Origin of the sequence: Paenibacillus sp. FSL R7-0163 (assembly GCF_037969975.1) — a bacterium.
GTDB lineage: Bacteria > Bacillota > Bacilli > Paenibacillales > Paenibacillaceae > Paenibacillus_AQ > Paenibacillus_AQ odorifer.
Genome location: NZ_CP150224.1, coordinates 4,685,402 through 4,708,851 on the forward strand (window position 1 = coordinate 4,685,402; position 23,450 = coordinate 4,708,851).

A 23,450-nucleotide genomic window follows, 5' to 3' on the forward strand; every position below is an offset into this window, starting at 1 on the left:
ATGACCCTAATCCTAATATACAATACCTATTTGGCAGTGTACGGATTGTTGAATAGAATAGCAAGATAGCGAAACTGGAAAAAGCCATAACATCCCTAAGATAGGTGGTTATGGCTTATTGTAGCGCATAGGCTTATTCATTCTGAATAATGTATTTTTATGCTCGCAGGATTCTTTTTTCTTTCGCTGCCCTTAGCCATATGGGGAATTCATTCAGTAGCTGATCATACAGATCTTCATCAGTCACCTTTTCAATTTGGTCCAGATGAATAAAATTGGCGTTATCCACCAAACGTCCCTTCATCGTATCAAGTTGCTTCAATACTTCAAAATCCGAGTTACCAATTCCGACAAACTGCCAAAAAATTGGTTGGACCGAAGCAGCCATAATCACATTTTTAGTGGATTTCACTACACCACCATCGTTAATAAATATGATAAATACCGGTGTAGAATCGGGTTCTTCCTCCGTATATTTTTTAATGATATCCTCCATTACTGGCGGTTCATTATTGCGGCCAAACTTATGAATGGTACGATTATTTAAAATATGTGTAAACACATATCTTCCTAAATCCTGCTCTGTCACAGGTGGCAGCCGGCTAAACTCCGTATCGTACACCCACACATCTAACGATTGGTTATCATCAAATTTGCAGGCAACGGCTAATATACGCTCAACTACTTCTTGAACGGTTCCATTATTATAAAGATTTCTCATAGATCCTGTAATATCCAGGACAACGCCTACCCTTGCGATGACTCCTGTCAGATTCTTTTTTTCTAAGGTGATCTGAACAATTTTTTTACGTAAATCAATAGAGGACAGTACATTCTTCTCTTCATAACGGATCGTCTCTAAAGGTAAGGTTAACTCAGCTGTGGCCGCTACCTCAAGGTTTCCTTCGTCTTCTTCAATAACGAGCCCATAGTTTGTACATAAAGCAGCCAATCCTCCCTCAAAGCCACTTCCAATTGCACTGAATTTCCACTCTGAACCATAGCGATATAGCTCTCCAACCACAATAGCTGTCTCCGTCGACAGGTCAGAGCCATACTCGAAAACGAATAATTCCTCACCATTAGCAGCATCCACTAAGCGCAGATAAGGAGAGGTTATTTGCTTCATAGAGTGTCCTAATTTTTCTCCTTCATAGATCGTTAAAGTTAAAGCTATTCTAGTAATATCCTTAGGAAGTCGAGAAAGCGTAATGGCGATAGCTTCTTTATCCCCTTGTTGTAAGACACAATGAGTTACAGCTTCGTCTATAGACAACGGATTGCCATAAAAGATAAAGTTCTCATCGCGTTCGCAACGGTTCTGTTCTGACAGTAAAAAAGCAGCAGAGTCTATGCCAATCCTAATATCAGCAGTCATCCACCCAAATTTCAGCAAAAGCTTGTTCACGTTTCTCCCTTTCGTAATATCCACCTTTTGCCCCTTTATAAGCCGCACTCTACCATCTCCTTATTTTTACTGAACAGCTCATTGTGATTCACTAGATTGTATTTATCATTTTACTACTTTAATATGAAACGTATATATGATAGATAAGGAGCTTTACGAATGGACTTTATAGCAATTGACTTTGAGACCGCGAACTCCAGTCGATCCAGCGCATGTGCCTTGGGACTTGTGGAAGTTAAAGCTGGAAATATAACCGCAGAGCATTCTTGGCTAATTGACCCGCAGCAGCGGTTTGATGGCATGAACATTTCGATACACGGCATCACACCATCAATGGTAATCGGCCAACCTACTTTTCAAGAGCTATGGCCCACCGTTGAACCTTTACTACACGGACAAATCGTCGTGGCGCATAATGCTGCTTTTGATATGAGCGTCCTGCGTTATTGTCTCGATGGAATGTCCCTGAGCTACCCAAGCTTCCAATACTTATGTACCTATTTATTAGGCAAAAAAATGCTGCCCGACCTGCCCTCCCATAAACTTAATGTAGTCTCCGATTTTTTCGGCATTACGCTAAAGCACCATGATGCCTTGGATGACGCACGCGCAGCCGCTGCAATTCTAGTAAAACTTATGGAGCAAGAGGAGCACTATGATCCTCTATTGCTCTCTGCCAGTCAAGGATATACTAGCGGAACGATGTTTGCCGGTGGGTATACCCCATTTTCGACTCGCGCGAAAAAGCCTGCTAAGAAACAAGGCACTAAACATAAACCCTCCATTTATAGCAGCCGCGCCACTTTGTCCAAATAACCAAAGAACATCAAAAACCCCCAACCAGCTCCTTTCTGCTGATTGGGGGTTTGGTTTTACAGGGTATCTCTTAAATCTTCAAACGATACACAGCCTTATTCTCTAGACCTCTGATGAACGGTGTCCATTCCTCGGTCTCCGGTGTGGTATCCAAAGCATCCTCCACCATTTGCAGCTTCGCATCCATCGCATCGATATGATGCAGAGCGACTGCCTCAGCTGTCTGTGGCTGAACAGGACTCCCCCATTCGCCCAGATTATGATGTGACAATACGAGATGCTGTAACGCCATAACCTTTTCCGAATTCAAATCAATATCTAAGCGGATAGCCGCTTCCGTGATCCAATTAGACGCCATCGAGATATGGCCAATTAATTTGCCCTGAACGCTGTATTCCGAGACAATCCCAAGCTGGGAGACCATCTCCTCCGGCTTCGCGATATCATGCAGAATGATCCCGGCCTTCATTAGATCTGGATTCAAGAACGGACGCTGCTTGCACAGAAAATCACCGATTTCCAGCATACGCACCATATGATAAGCAAGTCCGGCAAAATAAGCATGATGATGTGTTTTGGCTGCCGGATAATGCATCAATTTCTCTTCCACTTTACCCACACAAAAAGAGACAATTGAAGCAATTTCCGGATCCGAAATACTTGCCATAACCCCTTTAATCGTATGAATAAGGTCTACTGGACGAATTGGGGCAGAACGGATGAAATCCGTAAGTGCAACGCCATCCTCATCGTTAACCAACCTGATTTTAGTAATTTTTATTTGTAATTTCTCACGATAAGTATGAGCAATCCCGCGTACCTTCACAAGCGCCATAGGAAAAAAAGTTTCTTTATCGGTTGTGCTGGCATCCCAATATTTCGCGGATAATTGTCCAGTGGAATCCCCCAGAACGATGTCAAAATAATCTTTTGGAGGAGTGCCGTTCGTTTGTTTAATTGCCAGCTCTCTTAAAAGATAAAAGCCAACAAATTCATCTTGTGGAGCGAGCTGTTTAATTTGTGTCATGTTGGAGCCTCCTATTAATAACAGGCTTTCGGCCTGCTCTCTATATTAAACTTTAGACACTCACCTCCAAAATCCCTTTAAATCACTATACGATCTATTTTCATATTTATGTACAAGCCAAGAATATTTGAAAAAGGAGGCTACTCCCCGGCCATATTCTGGCACTGGAATATCCTCCTTTTATTATAAAACGATAATTATTTACCAGCCGATTCAAGTGCTGATTTAATAGCTTCTACCGCTTTAGCGGATATTTCTTTCTCTGCATCATTTTTTCCGAAGACTGCTGGACGGTAACCATATTTGTGCAGGCTATATCCGGTCGATGTCGACTCGATTTCACCTTTCACTGCCAGCTCCGCGTCCGTTAACTGATTGATTGTTCTTACACTTCCGTTTTTATCCAAATAATAAACGAGCATTTTGACAGGAACACCATACTCTACATTCACCATAACATTTACAAGCTTATCGGCACTTACACCAATGAAGATTCCATCGAAATAAGCCGCTTTATTAGCTTCTACAACCTCAGCTTTTCCGTATGCTCTATCCACCGCAGTCTTTAAAGCCACGCTGCTGCTAGTTGCACCGGACACAGCATCTACTTCCTGCACGCCTTCTCTAGTACCTGCTGCGAGGAAGCTAGCCGTCAACTGAGGAATTGCTTTTACCACCTCAGGGTAAGCAGCGTTCCCTCTATCTACAAGGTTCATTCCTACACGATACAATGCTACATTTACGATTTTGCCGTTACGCAGGGTAACGTCCGCTCTGTTCGTTCCTTTATCATAAGCATCACCAAATGCAGTAAAGGTTCCGTCTTTATAGGTTCCTTGGACTTTGGATGCATTGGTCAAAGCATCTGTCAGTGCTGCTTTAGCTGCTACCGACAATGCTTCTTGGCCTGTAATATCGGCCATTTGCACACCTTTTTCTAACAGCCCGGATGTGAGTGTAGCTACCCATCCTTTTTGTTCTGCACTCAGTTTATCGTCAGCAATCAGCTTGCCGTCAGCTCCAAACAGACTTACTTTAATGCCTGTTACCGCATCTGCATCAACATCAACTAGCAGCAGCACTTTAGATTGATTATCTACTCCGGCAAATTTGCCGTCAAAATATTGACCTTCAGCAGGAACCTTCAGCGCCTTCTCAAATGCTCTTTCTACAGCTTGGTTCCAGCTGTGACTACTTTCCGTAGCTCCGGAAATTCCGTCAACCTTTTCATCATAGTTAGCGATATATGAACCATTCGCTAGCAGCTTAGCTGTCATAGGAGCATTTGCTTTTACTACTTCCGCATAAGCTGTTGCCCCTCTGTCAATCAGGTTGTTGCCAAGTCTAAACAGCTTCACATCAACCAACTTACCGTTGCGAATCACGATGTCAGCTCTTTCAACGCCAACACTTCTTGCCGTACCATAAGAGGAATAGAATCCGTCTACATAAGCAGATGTATTGTTGATTATTGCATTCTGCTCAGCATCCCAGAAAGCGTTAATCGCTGCTTTAAAGTCGGCTTCAAGACCTGCAACAGGTTGTGCCTCTGTTCCTTTGGCCAGCAAGGCTGGAGCTATAGCTGCAACCGCTGCCGCTTGCTCAGCTGTGTAAGCTTTCTCCTCAATGAAATCACCAGCGCTGTTCATAGGATACACTTTAACATCTGTGAGCTTGTTGGATTCGTAGGTCGCAAATACAGAATATTTACCTGTAGGATCTACGCCCATATGAACTCCATCAAAGTAAACGGCATTTGTATCTTTCACTGTTAGAGCTCTTTCAAACGCTCTATCTACAGACAATTTCCAGCCATTACTGGAGCGGGTAGCTCCCGAAACAGCATCAACTGCCGCTGCTCCATCTCTTGTTTTGCCAAGCAATCTATCCTTCATCAATCCATAAGCTTGCCATAAAGCACTATAATTGTTACGGGCATCTCTATCAATCAGCTTAGGACTGGTTCTCAAAAGCTCAATGCTAGTAATTTTGCCATCTTTAATTTCGATCTTGGCACCTTCCGTGCCTTTGGAGTATGCATCGCCATAAGCTACGTAAACTCCATCTTGGTATACGTTTTCATTAACTGTAACAGGCTTTGCTGTAGCCACAGGCTTAACAGTTTCCGCTGGTACTACTGTCGCTGCTGGTGCAGCGGTTGCTTTTGGGGTTGCTACTGGTGCTGCTGTAGCTTTTGGGGTTGCTGCTGGTTTGGCTGTTGCCTTTGGCGTTGCTGTTGGTTTTGCCGTTGGCTTTGGCGTTGCTGTTGGTTTTGCTGTTGGCTTTGGTGTTGCTACTGGTTTTGCCGTTGCTTTTGGTGTTGCTGCTGGTTTTGCCGTTGGTTTTGCTGTTGGTTTTGCTGCCGGTACATCCGCTTCTTCGGAGGCTGCCGATACTGCATCCACCTTCAAGTTTACAGCAGGCACATTAAGTGTGTAAGCAAACGGCGCTAACAATATAGCCGCGCTAACCGTTAAAGAAATTAGTTTTTTCAATGAAAATTCTCCTTTACCAAACCCCAGTGATATGTAGCTTTTTGTTAACCAAACCTTTTTCGTACGATGCGCCCCTTCTCTTCTTATGAAGCATAACTTCTCTCTTCATAAGAACTCATCCCCCCTCTCATGCTTTTGCACGCTCGATTTTCAATAAAAAAATATCTTGAATCTATTTCATTTCTTCCTTTTAACACAAAGCTGCATAAAAGGTGAAATAATTCACATAAGTTATTATAAAAACACTTACACCCGTTTTCCATCAATTTCTGGTTTGATACTACCAGACCTTTCTGCGGTTCTTCTGTATCGAAAATCACACACCCTATAAGAAACATCACTATTTGCGATTAAAATTAATTTATACACGCAAAGTGATCTCAATAACTGTGCATTCAAGGTTAGCTATGCTATTTTAGAACGATCTCTTATATGGGAAAGGAGTTCTGTGCTTTGAGCAAACAGCCACCTATTGGAGTTATACTCGCCCAAATCGGCACCCCTACTGCACCAACTGCAAAAGCTGTACGGCCTTATCTGAAACGTTTTTTATCAGATCGCCGAATCATAGATTATTCTCCTCTGCTGTGGCAGCCTTTGCTGCGAGGCGTGATTCTGCGTTCACGTCCACGCCGGTCCGCTGAGCTGTACAGTCAAATATGGACAACCGAAGGATCACCACTGCTCCTTCATTCTTCAGCTCAGCAATCTGGATTGCAAGAACTGCTGGGTCCAAGGTATCAGGTAGAGCTTGGATTGGCTTATAGCGAACCCAGCATGGAGCAAGCGATGGCGAAATTCGACACGGCCGGAGTTACCCGAATTATCATTGTGCCGCTGTTTCCGCAATATTCGTCCACGACTACCGCATCCGTATTCGATCAGGCCAGCTTTGCAGCCTTAGGTCGCCAAAGCTCCACTGGTCCTGTAACTAAACGTCTGATTCCGGCTCTAAGATTTATTGATGCCTACTATAATGAGCCCGGTTATATTTCAGCCTTGAAGTCACACCTGCTGCGTCAAATGGAGATTCTGAGCAAAGAACCTGATTATTTTGTACTGACCTTCCATGGGATTCCCAAACGGTATGCGGATACCGGTGATCCTTATCCGCAGCAATGTATGGAAACCGCGCGTCTTCTTGCTTCTGCTATGAATTGGGAGCCCGAACGCTGGCAGCTTAGTTTTCAATCACGTTTCGGGCGAGAAGAATGGGTAGGACCGTCTACAGCGGATGTTCTGGGAGAGCTTGCCGGACGAGGAATACGTAGACCTCTGATTTTTTCACCGGGTCTTGTGACCGATTGTCTGGAAACGCTGCATGAGCTAGCCATAGAAGGACGAGAACAATTCGAGGCTGGTGGAGGACAAGCAGAGGAATTTATGGCAATTCCCTGTTTGAATAACCATGAGGATTGGCTTGATTTTTTGGCTGAACATGTAGAAAAAAATGCCCAAGGGTGGTAAAACAAAAAACCGTCTTGTCCACAGATCATCTCTGTTGCAGACAAGACGGTTAGCTATATCAATTGTTAAGCATGAAGAATCGAAAGGATACTTATGCTGTAAGCTGCTTATATTTCGTAGTCAGTTCATGGAACCACTGCTTGTCCTGTAAGGTCAACGCAAAATCAATCAGCTCGGCAATCTCACTCGGCTGTAAATCTGCTGAGTCATTAAAGGATACTTCAGCCATAGCTGTAGCTGCGCCATTCCCATCCTCTGCGTAATCATAAGAAAAACATAACTTAATGTCACTTTCCAGAAATTCATTACGAAGGAAATATAATACCTCACACATTAACACAGGTCTAACATGATCATCAAAGACACATTCCATAACCTTTGCCCAATATTGCTGGTTGTTGAGGTGTAACTTATCATTAGTTAAGAGATATTTCTCACCCTGAAAATCGGTGACAAATCTCAGTTCAAGCGGCTTCATCTTAAAAATAGTAGCAATTTGCTTCATGCTAATATTCAAAATATCTTGCGTTTCTAGTCTGATCATCTCTCCATGCACCTCGTCCCTCTTAGTTGGGTTATTCGAAACCTGCCATTATCTATAATTCTTTATATGCCATTATTGTAAAATTAACTCCATTAATTCACTTTAATTTTATCTAATTTAACATTATTATCGTCACCTGACTATGCTTTATTTATATTTTTTTAGGATTTCGCTCAGAAAAATGTTTCATTCTCTAAAAATCTGTTTAATATTATTGTTCATTACAATAAGATGTATAAAGATTACGCATCATGTGAAGCTTTTACTTTCTTATATTTAAACAAAAAAACTGTTCTGAATGGTCATTACGACCTCAGAACAGTTTTTCGCATTAGGATTATGCTTCAGTTAATTTACTTAAACAAACAGTGGCACTAACTGTATTCCCTCAGGTGAAATCCGCACGAGTCCTTTATCGGTGATACGTAACGTTGGGATAACCGCCAGAGCAAGCAGCGATAAAGTCATAAACGCGTAATTCAAAGTACAGCCGGCATCATACAACGCTTTGCTGATCGCAGCTGATTTCTCAGCAGCAATTTCAAATGGCTCTGTAGACATTAGGCCTGCAATGGCCAACGGGAATAACGTTTCTCCACTAGAAGTAATTACGGCAACCCCACCTTGAGCGTCCGCCACCGCATTCGCAGCTTTAGCCATTAACTCATTATCATTGCCGATGACGAGTACATTATGACTATCATGAGCAACAGTCATTGCGATAGCAGCCGGCTCTTTAAAACCGATGCCTTCCACAACAGCCACTGATTTATTTCCTGTTCCTTTATGCCGTTCGAGCACAGCGATTTTACACAGACCCTCCACAGCATTTACATCCAACTGCCCTGCCACTACAGGTACCGAAACTATACGTTCAATGGTCTCTACATGATTTTCTCTTACTTTAATAACTCTTGCAGTAAGTTCACCTGTTTCAATTGGAGCCGCGATAATGAAATCTTCGGCGGTAGGACGCTGTGGCAAATGAACCGAAGCCAAAACTTCCTCTGGATAAGTGAATTTAGCAAGCTCTGCCGTCATCACACCATTTTCGGCAACTACTACACCCGCGGCAATCGTAAGTACCACGTGAACATCGGCCAAATTCCCGTCCAGCAGAATAATATCCGCAAAAGAACCTGGAGTAATAGATCCGATATCCTGAGACAACCCAAAACGCTCTGCTGTATTAATAGTTGCCATTTGGAAGGCTGTTACTGGTTTCACGCCTTGAGCAATCGCATGGCGAACAACGAAATCCATATGACCTTCGTCGCGTAACGATTCCGAGCTGCGGTCGTCAGTTACCAGCATCATGCGGCGCGGATCAAGTCCACGCTCTGTATGAGCGGTGATGGTCTTGGCAACATCATGCCAAGCCGAGCCCCGGCGCATTTTGGCATACATGCCCAGTCGAACGCGCTCAATCACATCGTCTGCTGTAACACACTCATGATCACCAGTCACCCCTGCCGCAGCATACACTGGCAGTCTCCAGTCGCTGGAAGGCCATGTGAAATGACCGTCAACAAATCTGCCTGCCCGCAGCGTAGCTTGAATCTCTCCAAGCATTTTCTCATCGCCGTAAACAACGCCAGGGAAATTCATCACTTCGCCCAGAGCAATCACATCTTTGCCCCAAGTAAAAGCTTCGGCAACTTCTTCAGGACCAATTGAGGCACCCGTTGTCTCGAATTCCGCACCTGCCGCAGGCACACAAGAAGCCACCTGCATGTAAGCAGCTAACGGCGTACCCCGCATCTCATCCAGCATCAATTGAATACCCTTCAGCCCGAATACATTAGCAATCTCATGCGCATCAAAGAAACCACCTGTTGTGCCAAGCGGCAGAACAGCGCGGGAAAATTCAGTAACGGTTAGCTGGGTGCTCTCAATATGGCAGTGGCCATCGAGCAATCCCGGAGCTATATACTTGCCGTTCGCATCAATAACTTGCGTTCCTTCGCCAATCATATGTGTCACATCTTTACCAACATAAGCAATTCGTACACCTTGAACACCAACAGACATTCCTTCTAGAATTTCACCAGAGCATACATTAACCAGCTTTCCACCTGTAATTACCAGTGTTGCCGGTTTATCGCCTCTTGCCGTAGCCACAAGCTCAGGTACACAATCTGCTAAAGGCTTTCTTGTAAAAGTTGTCATCTTCATCTCTCCCCCGTTAGTATCCAAGTGTTGTCTTGATGTAGTGAATAGATCCGTAATCATAGAGGATTGCCTAACTATTAAGCCTAGGATAATATAGTTGCGCAGGTCTGTATTTGTAAGAAAAAACGGCTCAATCATCCCTGTAGATGATAGCCGTTTACTTATTCCCAAAGATTGTCCAAACCATCCGGACATGCCCCTGTTTTTACTCTCCCGCCATCCGCTCTATTCCAACGATTATCTTACTTTTGCCTCATATACGTCAAGTGCTGCCTGAACCCCAAACCCGCAAGGCCCCTTAAATCCATGACGCTGTAATGCGGCTTCCAGCGCTCCAAGCAGCCGCAACACGTTATTCTCACGACAGCTAAAACCCATCGTACCGATGCGCCAGATCCTTCCCTTTAACGGTCCAAAAGAACTGGCAATTTCAATTCCGAACCGCCCCAGCAGCAGCGAACGGACAGCTTCCCCATCTATCCCCTCAGGGATCAGCACACAGGTAACAACAGTAAGCTTGCAGGAAGGATCCCCGTATAGTTCTAAACCCATAGCTTTTAATCCAGCTACAAGTGCTTTTTCATGGAGGATATGTCTGGCGAATCTGGCATCCAGCCCTTCTTCAAGGGTAAGCCGCAAGCCCTCCCGCAGTGCATAAAGCATTGAGGTCATCTCTGTATGATGATTGAGACGTTGTGGACTCCAGTAATCCTGAAGCATGCCGAGATCGAAATAATTGCTGCGGACAAAAGATAAGTCACCTGGCTGGACATCACTTGTTCTAATCCCTCGTTCTACTCGTTTTCGGGTCATGAGCTTAGCTTCAGCACGATCATTATACGTTATCGGTGCCATTCCGGAAGGGACGGACAGACATTTCTGTGTACCGCCAACGACGGCATCCAACATCCAAGCATCTGTCTCGACAGGAAGGCCCCCAATGGTTGCAACTGCATCAACTATGAATAAAGCATCCATCCGGCGGCAAGCTCTACCGATTTCCGCGAGTGGCTGCACACGTCCTGTAGAGGTCTCCCCATGAACCATTGTCACCACATGTGGCTTAAAAGTCTCCATAGCTGCTATCACTTCATCCGGCTCAAACACACTCCCCCATGGCTTTTCCAGCACGAACACCTCAGCGCCACATCTTTCAGCAATCTCATGCAATAGATGTCCGAAGCGGCCAAAGATCGGAATCAGCACACGCTCACCCGGCAGGATCAAACTAACCATCACGGCTTCAATTCCAGAACGAGAAGTACCATCGATAGGGTAAGCCCATGAATTACGAGTAGCGAACAGCTCCCGCAGCATTTCCATCGTTTCATTCATAATAGAGGTGAACTCTGGATCAAACTGACCCAGCACCGGAAAAGACATCGCCCGCAGTACACGCGGATCTACCTCGACCGGACCCGGAGTCATAATACAGCGTTGGGACGGCGACAAATCTTCGTAACGCTTCATGATGATCCTCCCTTAAAAGTTCGGCGAACTCTTTTTAATAAGCTAACTCATATAACATCGCAGTCAGAACCTCAAGCCCAGCCGTGAGCTGCTCAGGGGAGGTATACTCTTCCGGAGAATGGCTGATGCCAGCTCGGCTTGGCACAAATATCATCGCAGTAGGGCAACGCGGCGCCAATAGCTGGGCATCATGTCCCGCTCCACTTACCATCGTGCGGTACGTCTTCCCCTGTTGGCGGCAGATATTTTCCAGCATTGCAGATAGCTTCATATCCATAGGCGCAGGGACTGTGTGGAGCACGGATGTAACCTCCAGAGTTACCCCACGTTTAACGGCAATTTCATTACATTCCGCAAGAAGCTTCTCACAGAAACGTTCCAATTCGTCCTCTTCACTATGGCGGATATCTAATGTAAAAAGAACCTCACCCGGGATCACATTTGGCGTATTCGGATTCACCTCAAACTTACCCGAGGTTGCTACAAGAGGTTCACCAGCCGTTTTAGCAGAACTTTCAAGCACGTACAGCATTTCAACCGCACTAGCCAGTGCATCCTGCCGCATAAACATCGGTGTCGTGCCCGCATGATTAGCAATACCACTGACCTTGACCACATATCGTCTCTGGCCAACAATCCCCTGAACTACGCCTATCTGAGTGTCCGTCTTCTCCAGAATAATCCCCTGCTCGATGTGCAGTTCTACAAAAGCACCAATATCATTTCTGACTCCAGTCCGCTTAGAAGCTTTCTCCCCCGTTATGTCCTGTAAGAAGCTGGATTGTGCCATTGCTGCTTTTAACGTCACGCCCTCTGCATCCATACAGGTCTCGGCCTCGCTTCCGTCATACCTTTCCGTGACATGGCCCGAACCCCAATAAGCAAGCGGAAATCGGCTCCCCTCTTCTTCACAAAAAGATACGACCTCAAGCGTCCGCTGCGGCTGGCCAAAGTTCCTCTGCAAATCTTGAAACGCAATCATAGCCGCAGCGATCCCATAGGCACCATCATATTTTCCGCCATTGACTACAGTATCGATATGCGATCCGGTTAAAATAACCTTTTGCTGCGGATCGCGTCCACTCAATCGTCCATATACATTGCCAACCTTGTCTACGGAAACTTCTAAGCCGAGCCCAGCCATTTTTTCCTGCAAAAAAATCTGCGCCCGGCTCCATTCCTCCGTATATAGCAGTCTAGTAACTCCTGGCCCAGCTGTGCTGAATGCCGCCAGCTCCTCCAGCAGGTCCAGCAGTTTCTGAGTCGATGCTTGAACTCTGGAATCATTCATAGGCTGTACTGCTCCTTCCTAATTCGCAGCCACTGTCCCCCCCCCTCACTGATCACTCCTTCTTCAGAGGTATAGACCACATTCCCGCGACAGATCGTAGCAACTACCTTGCAGGATAAAGTTCTTCCAATGTAGGGGCTGTGCTTGTGGCGATACAATAAATCCTCCGCAGTCAGCGTATAGGTTGTGCTTGGATTAAGCAGAACTAGATCGGCATCTAGACCTAGAGCTATAGCGCCTTTGCGATGCTCTATTCCAAAACGTTTTGCGGGTTGCCCTGCGAGTAGACTAGAAATTAATGTAACAGCCAGCCCCCGCACATTCACGCCTTCATGGAACATAAGCTCCAGACTGCTCTGCGCACCCGAGATCCCACCCCACGCTGCAAAAAAAGACAAGTCCGGCTTCACCTTCAATTCCGTTGGACAGGGGGAATGATCCGAAGCAATCAAATCGATTTTGCCTTGGGCCAGCATCTCCCATAACTTCTCCTGCTCCACCGCACTTCGCAGCGGAGGCGCACACTTCGCCACAGGACCTAAAGCCTTCATATCATTTTCAGTGAGGACCAGATAATGTGGACAGGTTTCTGCCGAAACGTCCAGACCTCGAAGCTTAGCTTCATAGATTTTCTCAATGGCGGCGGCCGTGCTGATATGAACAAAATGCAACCGGCAGCCCGTTCGTTCACTGTACAGCAGCGCCCTGGACACTGCCTCCAGCTCTGCTTCAGCAGGGCGGCAAGCCGCAAAATCACTTGCGCTGGTTCTGCCATTTCGCACTGCATCTGCGGTCAACACCGCCGTGATAGCCTCACTTTCTGCATGCAGCGCCAAAATCCCGCCCAGAGAAGCGATTCGCAGCATCCCTTGATAGAGTGTATCCTCATCCACTTCACGGAATCTGCCTTCGCCCTCCCCTCCAGGATTGGAGAGAAAGGCTTTAAACCCAGTGACACCAGAGGCTGCCAAAACTTCTAAATCATCCAGATTGCCGGGAACGAGCCCACCCCACAGCACATAATCAACGGCAGAGTTTCCAGCCGCAGCATCTACCTTTTGACGAAGTGCAGCCTCGTTCACAGTCGGTGGATTGCCGTTAAGCGGCATATCTGCATAGGTTGTGCAGCCGCCAGCTGCCAACGCCGCAGAACCGCTGCGAAAACCTTCCCAATGTCCAAACGTTGGTTCATTAAAGTGGACATGCATATCAATCATACCGGGGAGGACATAGAACCCATCTGCGTCGATGACTTTGGTTAGCGGCGCAAGCGAAAGTTCCTCTCCAAGTGCGACAATCTTACCCTCTGATACTGCAATATCCAGCTTGAGTACCTGATCGGGCAGCACTACATTCCCGTTCTTAATCACAAGTTCATAGGATTCCTTCATGAGCTGCCACCTCCTCCGGTCGTCAACTTTCTCCTAACTTCCCCGATACGTACTATATCCACCAGGAGCTACTAGCAAAGGTACATGGTAGTGTTGCATGGAGCTCTCTATATGAAAGCGAATAGGTATCTGTTCTAGAAAAAAAGACATCTCACGTTGAGTGTCTACTGAGCTTTCTGTTACTTCTATGCCAGCTGCTGACGCTTTGGCATCAGCTCTACGGTAGTAATCGCCAACCATAAACAGCAGTTCGTAACATCCAGCCTCCATTTCGTTTCCCTCCAGCAGCGGAGCATCCAGCCTCCCGTCACTGTTCGTGACTTCTTCACACAGAAGCTTGCTCATCCCATCCGTAAGCTTCCAGAGCTGAAGCGTCAGACCTGTAGCAGGAATCCCCCGCGACAGATCCAGCACATGGGTGGTAAGACGCCCGCTCATTACGCTGTCTCTCCGGCCAGATCTGCACGGCTGACAGAAAAGCCCTGAAAACCATAGGGTGGACGAGGTTCGGTGAAGACTCCACCTTTAGTTTCTTCAGGCTCAACAATGGTTTCCCAAGTCCGGTTATTGGACTCAAATGAAACGGTAGCCAGCTGTGGAAAACGGGACAATACGCGCAGCCCAATTTGATAAATCAACGATTGGATTGAAGGACTGTTCAGCTCATGAAAAGCACTATGGGCGATATCGCGAACCTGCTCCGCAGCCACATATTGGCCTAAATCTCCATCCAGAGCATGTTCAACATCACTGTAGGTCCAGTTAATATTCAGAAAAATATAAAGCGGACGGTCAAAGCTCTCCGGCAATGTTGTATACTCATCACGGACGAATCCATAAAACGAGCTTCCACTTACTTTTATCAGCTGTAAATCCTTCAATCGGCATTCATGAGCGATAACCTCAGTCCCATTCTCTCCACGTTTTATAGTTAACGAAGCCGAATAAGATTCATTATTGGAGTGACGCAGTACTAAATGACTCTGTTTAAGCCCGTCAACCCCGGGCACCATCACCTGTTCAAAAGGTAACCGGTCTGCGGAAACTGAAACTGCGGTGACATGATCGTATTTATCGAGAAAACGGCTGCTTAGAAGCTGCAGTAGCCCCTCCGTTGTGCTTCCAGTGTAGTCCGCGGTATTGCGCAGGATGAAATTTTTCATAGAATCGGTAGCAACGACCATGGAATTATCCCCCTCTGAAAAAGAAGGAAGAAACGCTTCGCCCGTGACCGCGAATGTAATATTATGTGCGAATATAATGTTGTCGCAGCCCGTGAAGGAAGATTCGGGAACGGGGGTAACGGCCAGCGGTTTAGCGTAGGTACGATAAGTTAGCACATCACTTTTTCCATAAAACATTGTACGTCCGTTAATTGGTTCCAGCATGGCTGACACCCTCCCCGTTTATGATGAATGAATGAATGAATAATTAAATAATTAAATCACTTAGGCGAAATCTCGTAATTGTACCGACTTCAGAAAAGGCTTGAACCCATTCCTCCTGAGGGGAACGCTCTACTCGCACTCCAATGGCGCTGATAATGTCATCTTTGTTTTTGCCACGAACAGCTAGAATAAAAGGGAAATGAAATTTGTCCGTATACTTTCGATTCAGATCATTTAATAGATTGAACTCTTCCGTTGTTAGCCGATCCAGTCCAGCTCCCTGCTGCTCTGAGGCAGACAAAGCCGTAACTTGAAGCCTAGTCGCCAAATCTGGGTGAGCTTTTAATAGTCCCTCCATTCGGCTCCGGTCAGCACTCAGTACGGTCTGCATCATTGTGCTATGCAAATGCTCTAAAGAATGGAACGGAATCTGCTTATATGCCTCCTCTGCTACCCACGGTGAATGTTCAAAAATGCCGCCTAGATGCTTCACGAAATCCGTTATACTCATGGCATTTATCTCTTCCAACGTAAACCTGCCTTCAGAAACGACCACCACTCAACCTCCAATAGCTTTGTTAACAGCTCGTAAAATGCCTCCGTACCCTGTACAGCGACAAATGTTACCCGATAAAGCTTCTTCCACTTCAGCCGGAGTAGGATGCGGGTTCTCTTCCAGCAGAGCAACCACCGAGATAACCATCCCTGGTGTACAATAACCGCATTGGAACCCCCCCTCTTCTAAAAAAGCCCGCTGAACGGGATGCAGGCCTACTTCACTAAGACCCTCAATTGTTGTAATTTCCGCACCTGAGCATTGATAGGCCATAACCAGACATGAATTCACTGGACGTCCATCCACCAGCACCATACATGCCCCGCAGCGGCCAATCTCACAAGAACGTTTTGTGCCGGTCAGCTCCAAATCTTCACGTATGACATTTAAAAGCCGGCGGGAGGGTGGAATCTCTGTGGATATCGCTTTCCCATTAAGATTGCAATTAAAGGTGAACCTTTCTTCTGCAAAAGCTTCCTCAGACGATAAGGGGGCAAGGTTATCTTCATCTAGATTGGGATCTGAATTATGACTCGGCATGGATGTTCACCACCTTTTGTGGAATAAACGGTGTAGACTGCAGCCATTCGGGATCAATGGGCAGCTTGGTTACCCGCTTCCCTACAGCCTGAAATATGGCGGACACGACTGCCGGAGCTAAATTGACGGAACCCACCTCTCCAATGCCGCGAGGACCGTACGTGTCATGATCCGGCAAATCCTCTATCGGCTGCACCTGAATGCTGCCATTCATGTCGGCAATGGTCGGCACCAAATAGGTGTCTAAATTTTTGGTGACATAGCTGCCTCCAGACATCACAGCATCCTCTGACAAGGTGAAGCCGACCGCCATACTGCTGCCACCTTCGATCTGTCCAAGATAACCTTGCGGATTAGCCACCGGTCCCGCCGCTACCGCATGATATTGGTCCAGTACACGAACACGTCCAGTAAGCAGATTAACTTCCACGCGGACTGCGATTGCAGAATAGGTGTATAGGAAATGTGCCCCCGCTCTTTTAAAGGGTGTGGTTGGATAAGTAAACTTTGTATTACAGACAATGGGTTCTGAAATACGCTGTGCCAAGTCCTTGTAAGTCAGAAGCAGACCGCCGTCTTTTAGCCAAATGCCGCCAGGGCCGAGCTTCATTTCATAGTTATCCAGCTCTGGCTTTATCATCGCAGCTGCCTGCAGCACTCGAGCGGTGAAGTCTGGACGCAGCCGTTTCAAGGCCATCCACATCATGCTGGTTGATCGGGAAGCCGTACTAGATCCGCTATCGGGCACAACATCCGTATCGCCAATGACGATGCTTAGATCCTCTGCCGCCAAGCCAAACTGTTCAATCAGCATTTGTTCCATTGTTGCGATTAACCCCTGACCAAACTCCTCGTAACCAAACACCGCCTCAATCTTGCCCTCTAGCGTCAAAGAGAGCCTGCCACCCGCCGGATCGGGAATACCATAACCAAGTCCTGCACCATGCATAGCTATAGCAGCACCCGTTCCAGTTACGATCCAAGGTTCCACAACACCTGAATCACTGTCTGTAGATGCGGCCTCAGTCATAAGAGGCGAACCCGCCAGCGCTTCCCACACCTGAAAGGCACCATCGGTCTGAGCAATTTCCTGACCCAGTGGCCCCAGATCTCCATATTTACGCAAATTGCGGCGGCGCATTTCCCACGGATCGATCTGCAATCGCTCAGCCAACCGATCGATTTGTCCCTCCAAAGCGAAAATCGCCTGATTGCCGCCAAAACCGCGAAACTCACCAGATACACCGTTATTGGTATATACAGCAAAACCCTTCACATCCACATGATCGATGATATAGGGGCCCATCACATGTTCTGTCGCAAAGTTGAGCACCTCCGCCCCCAGTGTTGCGTAAGCTCCCGTATCCGAAATAATTCTGACCTGATGTGCCCTGATGATTCCTTCGGGGTCGCAGCCAGTCTTCATGGTGATTTTCATGGGATGGCGTTTTAGTCCTGCACGTACCGATTCAGCTCTCGAATTATGCAGTCTTACCGGACGGAGTGTCCGCAAGGCGAGCAGCGCTCCATACGGCTGTACATTCAGCTCGTCTTTTCCTCCAAAGGACCCGCCGATAGGACTCGAGATGACGCGAATATCTTCTTGAGGAATAGCCAGAATTCTGGATAGCTGCAGGCGATCCATCAACCCATGTTGTGTAGCTGAATATACGGTAAGCCGTCCGTTATCCTCTGGGATAAACAGTCCACCTTCAGTCTCCATATAGGTGTGCATTTGGCGTGGTGTATAGTAAGTCTCCTCTACCACATGACAGCAATCCGTAAATACCGTTTCCGGCTCCCCTTTCCGATATTCCGTATGATGAAGCACGTTTCCCTCGGCATGCAGCAAAATTGCGTCCTTTTTCATCGCCTCTTCCGGATTCTCCAGCAAGGGTAGAAGCTCATAATCCACTTCGATAAGAGATAAGGCGTATTCCGCAATTTCGTCCGTCTCAGCCGCAACTGCCGCAATCGCATCGCCAGTGTAACGCACACGGTCACTGCAAAATACCGGTTGATGCGGCAAAGCTATGCCAAAGCCGTTAAGTCCGGGCACATCCTCATGAGTGATTACAGCGTGTATACCAGGGACTTCAACGGCCTTCTCAATGCGTATGGACAAAATACGAGCATGTGCCTGCTCACTGCGGAGCACGCGGCCGATCAACATTCCTTCTGCCCTCATGTCGGTCAAATACTGCAGCTTACCGGATACCTTGCCCTCTCCATCAGGTCGTGTACGCCAGCGGCTACCGCTGGATTCCTTATTCAGCAGCATTTTCCCTCTCTCCTTTCGTCGGGTTATTCACCTCTAAACTCCGTATATTCATAGCCTTCCACAGCTCAGATACAACCAAATTCCCAGCAGTCTTTTTCTTGTAAAGTTCTGTTGCAAAGGGATCACTATACGTCTCAAAGCTGTTCTCAACCCCTTCATATAAAGAAGCCAACAGCTCATCTGTATACCTCACACCTTCAAGCATAACTTCAGCCCTACTTAGTCGCTGTGGCCGACCAGAGCCCCCACCTGCGGCGATACGCACCTCACGGAAACGGTGTTCCTCATCGATTGATGCTGAGATTGCTACCGTTACAAGTGAAGGGGTGAACGCTTCCCTGCGGCCAACCTTACGAAAAATTTCTAGCCTATCCGTTAACGGACTCTCTAAGCGAGTAGGTGAGATGCGAATCTCAGCCACAAGATCCGCCGCAGGTTTTATCCCGCTCCAGTGATTGTTTAGCCACTCTATCAAAGGTAGTGCCGTCATAAATTTGCCGTCAAAGGAGATTAACTCCGCGTCATAGACCAGTAACGCAGGTAGAATATCTCCGAAGCCAGAAGCGATATTGCCCCCGAGCGTGGCAAGATTACGCACCGACGGAGCCGCTATGCAACGTGCAGCCTCTTGCAGCGCAGGAGCTACGGCCTGCAAATGCTCATTACTGCGGCACTGGGAGAGTGGAACAAGAGCGCCCAGAGATAAGTGAAATTCCGTTAAGGTAATGTCGCCGAGATTTGTAATTTGCCGAAGATCAATCAGCTGTTTAGGCATAAGAGCTGTTCCATTTTCCCACCCTGTTCTCAGCAGTGTTCCTCCTGCGACATATCGGGCACTGTCTCCAAACGCCGTTTTTCTCTCCCAAGCTTCGTGCAGGCTGCGGGGTTGAATTACTTCAGGTAGCCTTCCTTCCTCTTCCCGTATAGCTCCCATACACTCCGCCTCCCTTTTTGAGTACCAGATTGCCGCTTCCCTTCTCGTATAGCCTGCCTTAAAACCTTTGTTCCCGAATATAAGGAACTCCGAGCGCCTCCGGTGTGCCGGATGGTTTGTTGCGATTGCGGTACCCCAGGTACATCAGGACCAGAATGGTCACAAGGTACGGAATCATTTTGAGAAAATAGGGCGGAACTGCACTGCCCAGCAATTGAATACGGAAGCCAAGTGAATCCAATGCCCCAAAAAAGTAGGCGCAGAACAAGGCACGCAGCGGATTCCATCTGGCGAAAATCACCAGCCCTACCGCAATCCAGCCCCGGCCGGCTGTCAGCCCTTCATTCCAGGTTGGCGCGTAGGCCAATACCATATCCGCTCCGGCCAGGCCGATGAGAGCAGCACCGGTGATCACATAGCTGTAGCGGATAAGCTGTACACGGATCCCCATCACATCTGCGGTAGCCGGACTGTCTCCGACTGCCCGCAAATGCAGGCCCCATGAAGTGCGGTGAATTAGCAGATGCAGAGCAAGCACTAGCAGCAGGCTGAACCAGGTTAGGTAGTCCATGTTGCCGAATATTTTTCCGATGAACGGTACATTTTCCAGCCAAGCCAGATGCAGCTTAGGGGAGGTTCCCGGCAAAGGAATGCCGCTGATCGGTTTACCAAGATAAGCGCTCAACCCACTGCCGAACAGGGTCATCGCAAGACCGGACATCGTTTGATTCGCCCGCAAGGTCACACAGAGAAAAGAATGCAGCAAACCAAGTACAGCCGTTACAGCTACGGTAGCCAACAGAGCCAGCAGCAGGTTTCCGGAGCGAATATACACGATACAAGTGATGACCGCTCCCATCAGCATCAGACCTTCAGCCCCAAGCTGTATAATGCCGGCTCGTTCATTTAGAATGCCTCCCAGCGTAGCCAGCAGCAGCGGGGTCCCTGCGGAAATAGCGGCAATAAGTAGCTGTGTTGTAAAATCCATTGCCTATCTCCCCCCTTTCAGCTGAACCCGGCTACGGCGAATGCGGAAACGATAGATCATATCGCCAGCAATCAAGAAAAACAGGATGGAGCCCTGCAGCATTTCTGATATCGATGAGGGCAGCCCGATGGTTTGAACACTATATCCGCCAACAATTAAGCCACCGAATAAAATAGAAGTAACGATTAGACCGAGTGGATTCAATTTGGCCAGCCAAGCTACAATAATGGCGGTGTATCCATAACCCGGTGAAATGCCCTGCATCAGCTTGTGTGTAACACCGGAGACCTCCGCCATGCCAGCGATCCCGGCGAGCCCCCCACTGATCAGCATGACGATAATAATATGGCGCTTGATAGGAACCCCCGCGTATCTGGCTGCAACAGGATTGGCCCCAATCAGCCGGAGCTCGTAACCCCACTTGGTAAAACGAATCATTAAGTAATAAATCACTACGGCGATAAGTCCAAATAACAATCCAATATGCAATCTTGTACTTCCGAGAACAGGCAGCGATTGAGCCGCAGTAAACATAGGTGATCCCGGGAAATTAAATCCTTTAGGATCTTTCCAGGGTCCGAATACCACGTAATCGAGCGCCAATAGGGCAACATAATTCAGCATTAATGAAGTGATTAGCTCATTCACTCCAAAATGTGTCCGCGGAATAGCAGTCAGCAATCCCCAAAGCGCACCCGCGGCAATCCCGAACAGCAGCATTAAGCTCAGGGACCAGAATGAAGGTAAGTCAGGAAAATAAATCGTGACCGCTGTGGCCGCCATAGCCCCAACAGTTAGCTGACCTTCTGCTCCAATATTCCATACCGAAATGCGGTAAGCCACAGCAATCCCAAGCCCACATAGAAGAAGCGGGATCGCTTTAACCATCGTTTCCGTGAGCCCATACGCAGTGCCAAATGCGCCACGGAACATTTTTTCATAGACCAGCACCGGATTCATGCCATTCGCCGCAATAAATAGGGCACACAACAATAGCGCTAAAATTATAGATACAATAGGTGTCCACCAAGGAGAACGGATGCGGCTGGCATCGTATTCGAAACGTAGAGAGAATCGTTTTCCGGAGTGGGAGGGGAGGGGTTCCAGTACAGCTGCTGCGGTATTTCTTCCATTCTCCAGACTCATACGGCGCTCTCCTCTCTATTATGAATACCAGCCATTAGTAGTCCGATGCTCTCTCGATTCGCTTCCTCATGTGTACTCTCACCAATAATTGAGCCGTTATAGATCACTAGAATCCGGTCGGACAACTGAAGCAATTCATCTAAATCCTCCGAAATTAACAACACGCCACTACCTGAACCACGCAGCTCCATAAGAAGGTCGTGAACACCTGCCGTGGCACCTACATCCAGCCCTTGTGTCGGATGAACGGCGACCATCAGCTTAGGCCGATGACTGATCTCACGTGCAAAGAGCAGCTTCTGCTGATTACCACCTGACAACTGTTGTACTGGCGTCTCCAGCTCAGGTGTCTTGACGTTAAAGCGCTGGACCAGCTCCTGTGACCACAAACGGTTCTTCGCGGACTTCAAGAAACCAAATTTGGAGTGCTCCTCTGAGCGGTAAGACTTAAACAAAAGATTATCCACCGATCCGAGGCGTCCAGCTAAACCGCTCTTCATCCGGTTCTCCGGCACGTGGGAGATTCCTGAATCAATTGCCCCTCTAACCGAAGCCGATTTCACCGTCTTTCCATCAAACGTGATTTCACCACTTTTCCAGCCTCTAAGACCAGTTAACACTTCAGCCAGTTCCTTTTGCCCATTGCCAGCTACCCCAGCTACGCCTACAATCTCTCCTTTACATACGTTCAGAGAGAAGTGATCCAGTGCTTTTCGCCCGTGATCGGCATATACGTCCACATCTTTCACTTCTAATAAAGAATCCCCTTCAGTGGCTTCCCGTTCTTGACGGGTGATGGTTACTTCCTTGCCCACCATCAGACGAGCCAGCTCCAGTTCATCTGTATCTGCTGTGGTCAGCGTGGCGATCATTTTTCCTTTGCGCATGACGGAAATCCGATCGGAGGACGCCATAACCTCTTTCATTTTATGAGTAGTCATAATGACCGTTTTTCCTGCCTGCTTCATGACCCACAGCGTTTCAAATAGCTGTTCCACCTCTCCCGGGGTCAGTACAGAGGTTGGTTCATCCAGAATAATAATGTCAGCCCCGCGATACAGCGTCTTAACGATTTCAACACGCTGCTGCTCACCCACGGACAACTGCCAGATCGGGCGATCCACCGGGAAATTCAGTCCAAACCGTTCCGCTAATGCCTCGATCTCCTTGTGTTTCTTCTTCATCCACTTACGGCCGCGCCAGAAAGACGACTTTTCGCCAAGCACGATATTTTCTGCTGCTGTGAGGCTTTGCACCAGCCTAAAGTTCTGAAACACCATACCTACACCCAGCTGCGCAGCATCTTTAGGAGAACGGATCTGAGTACCTTTCCCATGAATGAAAATTTCTCCTTCGTCTGCTCTATACACCCCTGACAGCATGCTCATCACCGTGCTCTTTCCGGCCCCATTCTCCCCAAGCAACGCATGAATCTCACCCGCATTTGCCGAAAAGTCGACTTGATCACTGGCGGTTACCGAGCCGAATTTTTTCACAATCCCCCGCATTTCAACTGAAGTTCCCCGCATGGCCTGA

Annotated in this window: 19 protein-coding genes and 1 pseudogene; 2 read left to right on the forward strand and 18 right to left on the reverse strand. The window is 47.5% G+C overall.

Going from position 1 to position 23,450, the window contains the following annotated elements; all coding sequences use genetic code 11:
• Window positions 1-157: 157 nt before the first annotated feature.
• Entirely contained in the window at window positions 158-829 is a 672-nt protein-coding gene (locus tag NST45_RS20585) for a VWA domain-containing protein (RefSeq protein ID WP_256717363.1), read from the reverse strand.
• 111 nt (window positions 830-940) lie between these two features.
• Window positions 941-1,456: pseudogene (locus NST45_RS20590) on the reverse strand (TerD family protein); the annotation flags it as partial.
• Between the two features lie 111 nt (window positions 1,457-1,567).
• On the opposite strand from NST45_RS20590, the gene NST45_RS20595 reads away from it, so the two are divergent.
• Window positions 1,568-2,224, forward strand: coding sequence for a 3'-5' exonuclease (locus NST45_RS20595; RefSeq protein ID WP_036680002.1), 657 nt, complete (start codon window positions 1,568-1,570; stop codon window positions 2,222-2,224).
• A gap of 70 nt (window positions 2,225-2,294) precedes the next feature.
• On the opposite strand, the gene NST45_RS20600 is transcribed toward NST45_RS20595, so the two are convergent.
• Both NST45_RS20600 and NST45_RS20605 read right to left on the reverse strand, forming a co-directional pair.
• Entirely contained in the window at window positions 2,295-3,251 is a 957-nt protein-coding gene (locus NST45_RS20600) for an HD domain-containing protein (RefSeq protein WP_036680004.1), read from the reverse strand.
• 197 nt (window positions 3,252-3,448) lie between these two features.
• Complete coding sequence (locus tag NST45_RS20605) at window positions 3,449-5,746, reverse strand: FMN-binding protein (RefSeq protein WP_339211586.1); 2,298 nt, start codon at window positions 5,744-5,746, stop codon at window positions 3,449-3,451.
• A gap of 453 nt (window positions 5,747-6,199) precedes the next feature.
• On the opposite strand from NST45_RS20605, the gene hemH reads away from it, so the two are divergent.
• Window positions 6,200-7,213 carry a ferrochelatase gene (gene hemH, locus NST45_RS20610; RefSeq protein ID WP_179088415.1) on the forward strand — a complete coding sequence of 338 codons (1,014 nt, stop codon included), beginning with the start codon at window positions 6,200-6,202 and terminating at the stop codon, window positions 7,211-7,213.
• Between the two features lie 91 nt (window positions 7,214-7,304).
• On the opposite strand, the gene NST45_RS20615 is transcribed toward hemH, so the two are convergent.
• The 14 genes from NST45_RS20615 to NST45_RS20680 all read right to left on the reverse strand — a co-directional run bounded on the left by NST45_RS20615 (window position 7,305) and on the right by NST45_RS20680 (window position 23,443).
• On the reverse strand, window positions 7,305-7,757 hold the full coding sequence (locus NST45_RS20615) for an IDEAL domain-containing protein (protein ID WP_036680123.1): 453 nt from the start codon (window positions 7,755-7,757) through the stop codon (window positions 7,305-7,307).
• A 357-nt stretch (window positions 7,758-8,114) separates the two neighbouring features.
• Window positions 8,115-9,932, reverse strand: coding sequence for an adenine deaminase C-terminal domain-containing protein (locus tag NST45_RS20620; RefSeq protein WP_339826214.1), 1,818 nt, complete (start codon window positions 9,930-9,932; stop codon window positions 8,115-8,117).
• Window positions 9,933-10,166: 234 nt separating this feature from the next.
• Window positions 10,167-11,399: an alanine--glyoxylate aminotransferase family protein gene (locus tag NST45_RS20625; RefSeq protein ID WP_339211584.1), complete on the reverse strand. Its 1,233-nt coding sequence runs from the start codon at window positions 11,397-11,399 to the stop codon at window positions 10,167-10,169.
• 34 nt (window positions 11,400-11,433) lie between these two features.
• Window positions 11,434-12,690, reverse strand: coding sequence for a M20 family metallo-hydrolase (locus NST45_RS20630; RefSeq protein WP_339211582.1), 1,257 nt, complete (start codon window positions 12,688-12,690; stop codon window positions 11,434-11,436).
• Window positions 12,687-14,081, reverse strand: coding sequence for an allantoinase (locus NST45_RS20635; RefSeq protein ID WP_038569254.1), 1,395 nt, complete (start codon window positions 14,079-14,081; stop codon window positions 12,687-12,689). Before NST45_RS20635 ends, NST45_RS20630 begins: the two co-directional genes overlap by 4 nt.
• 33 nt (window positions 14,082-14,114) lie before the next feature.
• The gene (uraH, locus tag NST45_RS20640; RefSeq protein WP_038569253.1) at window positions 14,115-14,519 is read right to left on the reverse strand and encodes a hydroxyisourate hydrolase; all 405 of its coding nucleotides are present in this window, start codon (window positions 14,517-14,519) and stop codon (window positions 14,115-14,117) included.
• Window positions 14,519-15,469: a factor-independent urate hydroxylase gene (gene pucL, locus NST45_RS20645; RefSeq protein WP_254924561.1), complete on the reverse strand. Its 951-nt coding sequence runs from the start codon at window positions 15,467-15,469 to the stop codon at window positions 14,519-14,521. The genes uraH and pucL overlap by 1 nt, the downstream gene beginning before the upstream one ends.
• A 43-nt stretch (window positions 15,470-15,512) precedes the next feature.
• On the reverse strand, window positions 15,513-16,025 hold the full coding sequence (gene uraD, locus NST45_RS20650) for a 2-oxo-4-hydroxy-4-carboxy-5-ureidoimidazoline decarboxylase (protein ID WP_036680026.1): 513 nt from the start codon (window positions 16,023-16,025) through the stop codon (window positions 15,513-15,515).
• Window positions 16,026-16,028: 3 nt separating this feature from the next.
• The gene (locus NST45_RS20655; RefSeq protein WP_339211579.1) at window positions 16,029-16,565 is read right to left on the reverse strand and encodes a (2Fe-2S)-binding protein; all 537 of its coding nucleotides are present in this window, start codon (window positions 16,563-16,565) and stop codon (window positions 16,029-16,031) included.
• On the reverse strand, window positions 16,552-18,846 hold the full coding sequence (pucD, locus tag NST45_RS20660; RefSeq protein WP_339211577.1) for a xanthine dehydrogenase subunit D: 2,295 nt from the start codon (window positions 18,844-18,846) through the stop codon (window positions 16,552-16,554). The genes NST45_RS20655 and pucD overlap by 14 nt, the downstream gene beginning before the upstream one ends.
• Window positions 18,833-19,780, reverse strand: a complete 948-nt coding sequence (locus NST45_RS20665) for an FAD binding domain-containing protein (protein ID WP_326047404.1) — start codon at window positions 19,778-19,780, stop codon at window positions 18,833-18,835. Before NST45_RS20665 ends, pucD begins: the two co-directional genes overlap by 14 nt.
• Before the next feature lie 58 nt (window positions 19,781-19,838).
• Window positions 19,839-20,768, reverse strand: coding sequence for an ABC transporter permease (locus NST45_RS20670; RefSeq protein ID WP_038569247.1), 930 nt, complete (start codon window positions 20,766-20,768; stop codon window positions 19,839-19,841).
• Window positions 20,769-20,771: 3 nt separating this feature from the next.
• Entirely contained in the window at window positions 20,772-21,914 is a 1,143-nt protein-coding gene (locus tag NST45_RS20675) for an ABC transporter permease (protein WP_076179195.1), read from the reverse strand.
• Window positions 21,911-23,443 (reverse strand): ABC transporter ATP-binding protein, encoded by a 1,533-nt coding sequence (locus NST45_RS20680; protein ID WP_076144439.1) that lies wholly within the window; start codon window positions 23,441-23,443, stop codon window positions 21,911-21,913. Before NST45_RS20680 ends, NST45_RS20675 begins: the two co-directional genes overlap by 4 nt.
• Between the last annotated feature and the right edge of the window lie 7 nt (window positions 23,444-23,450).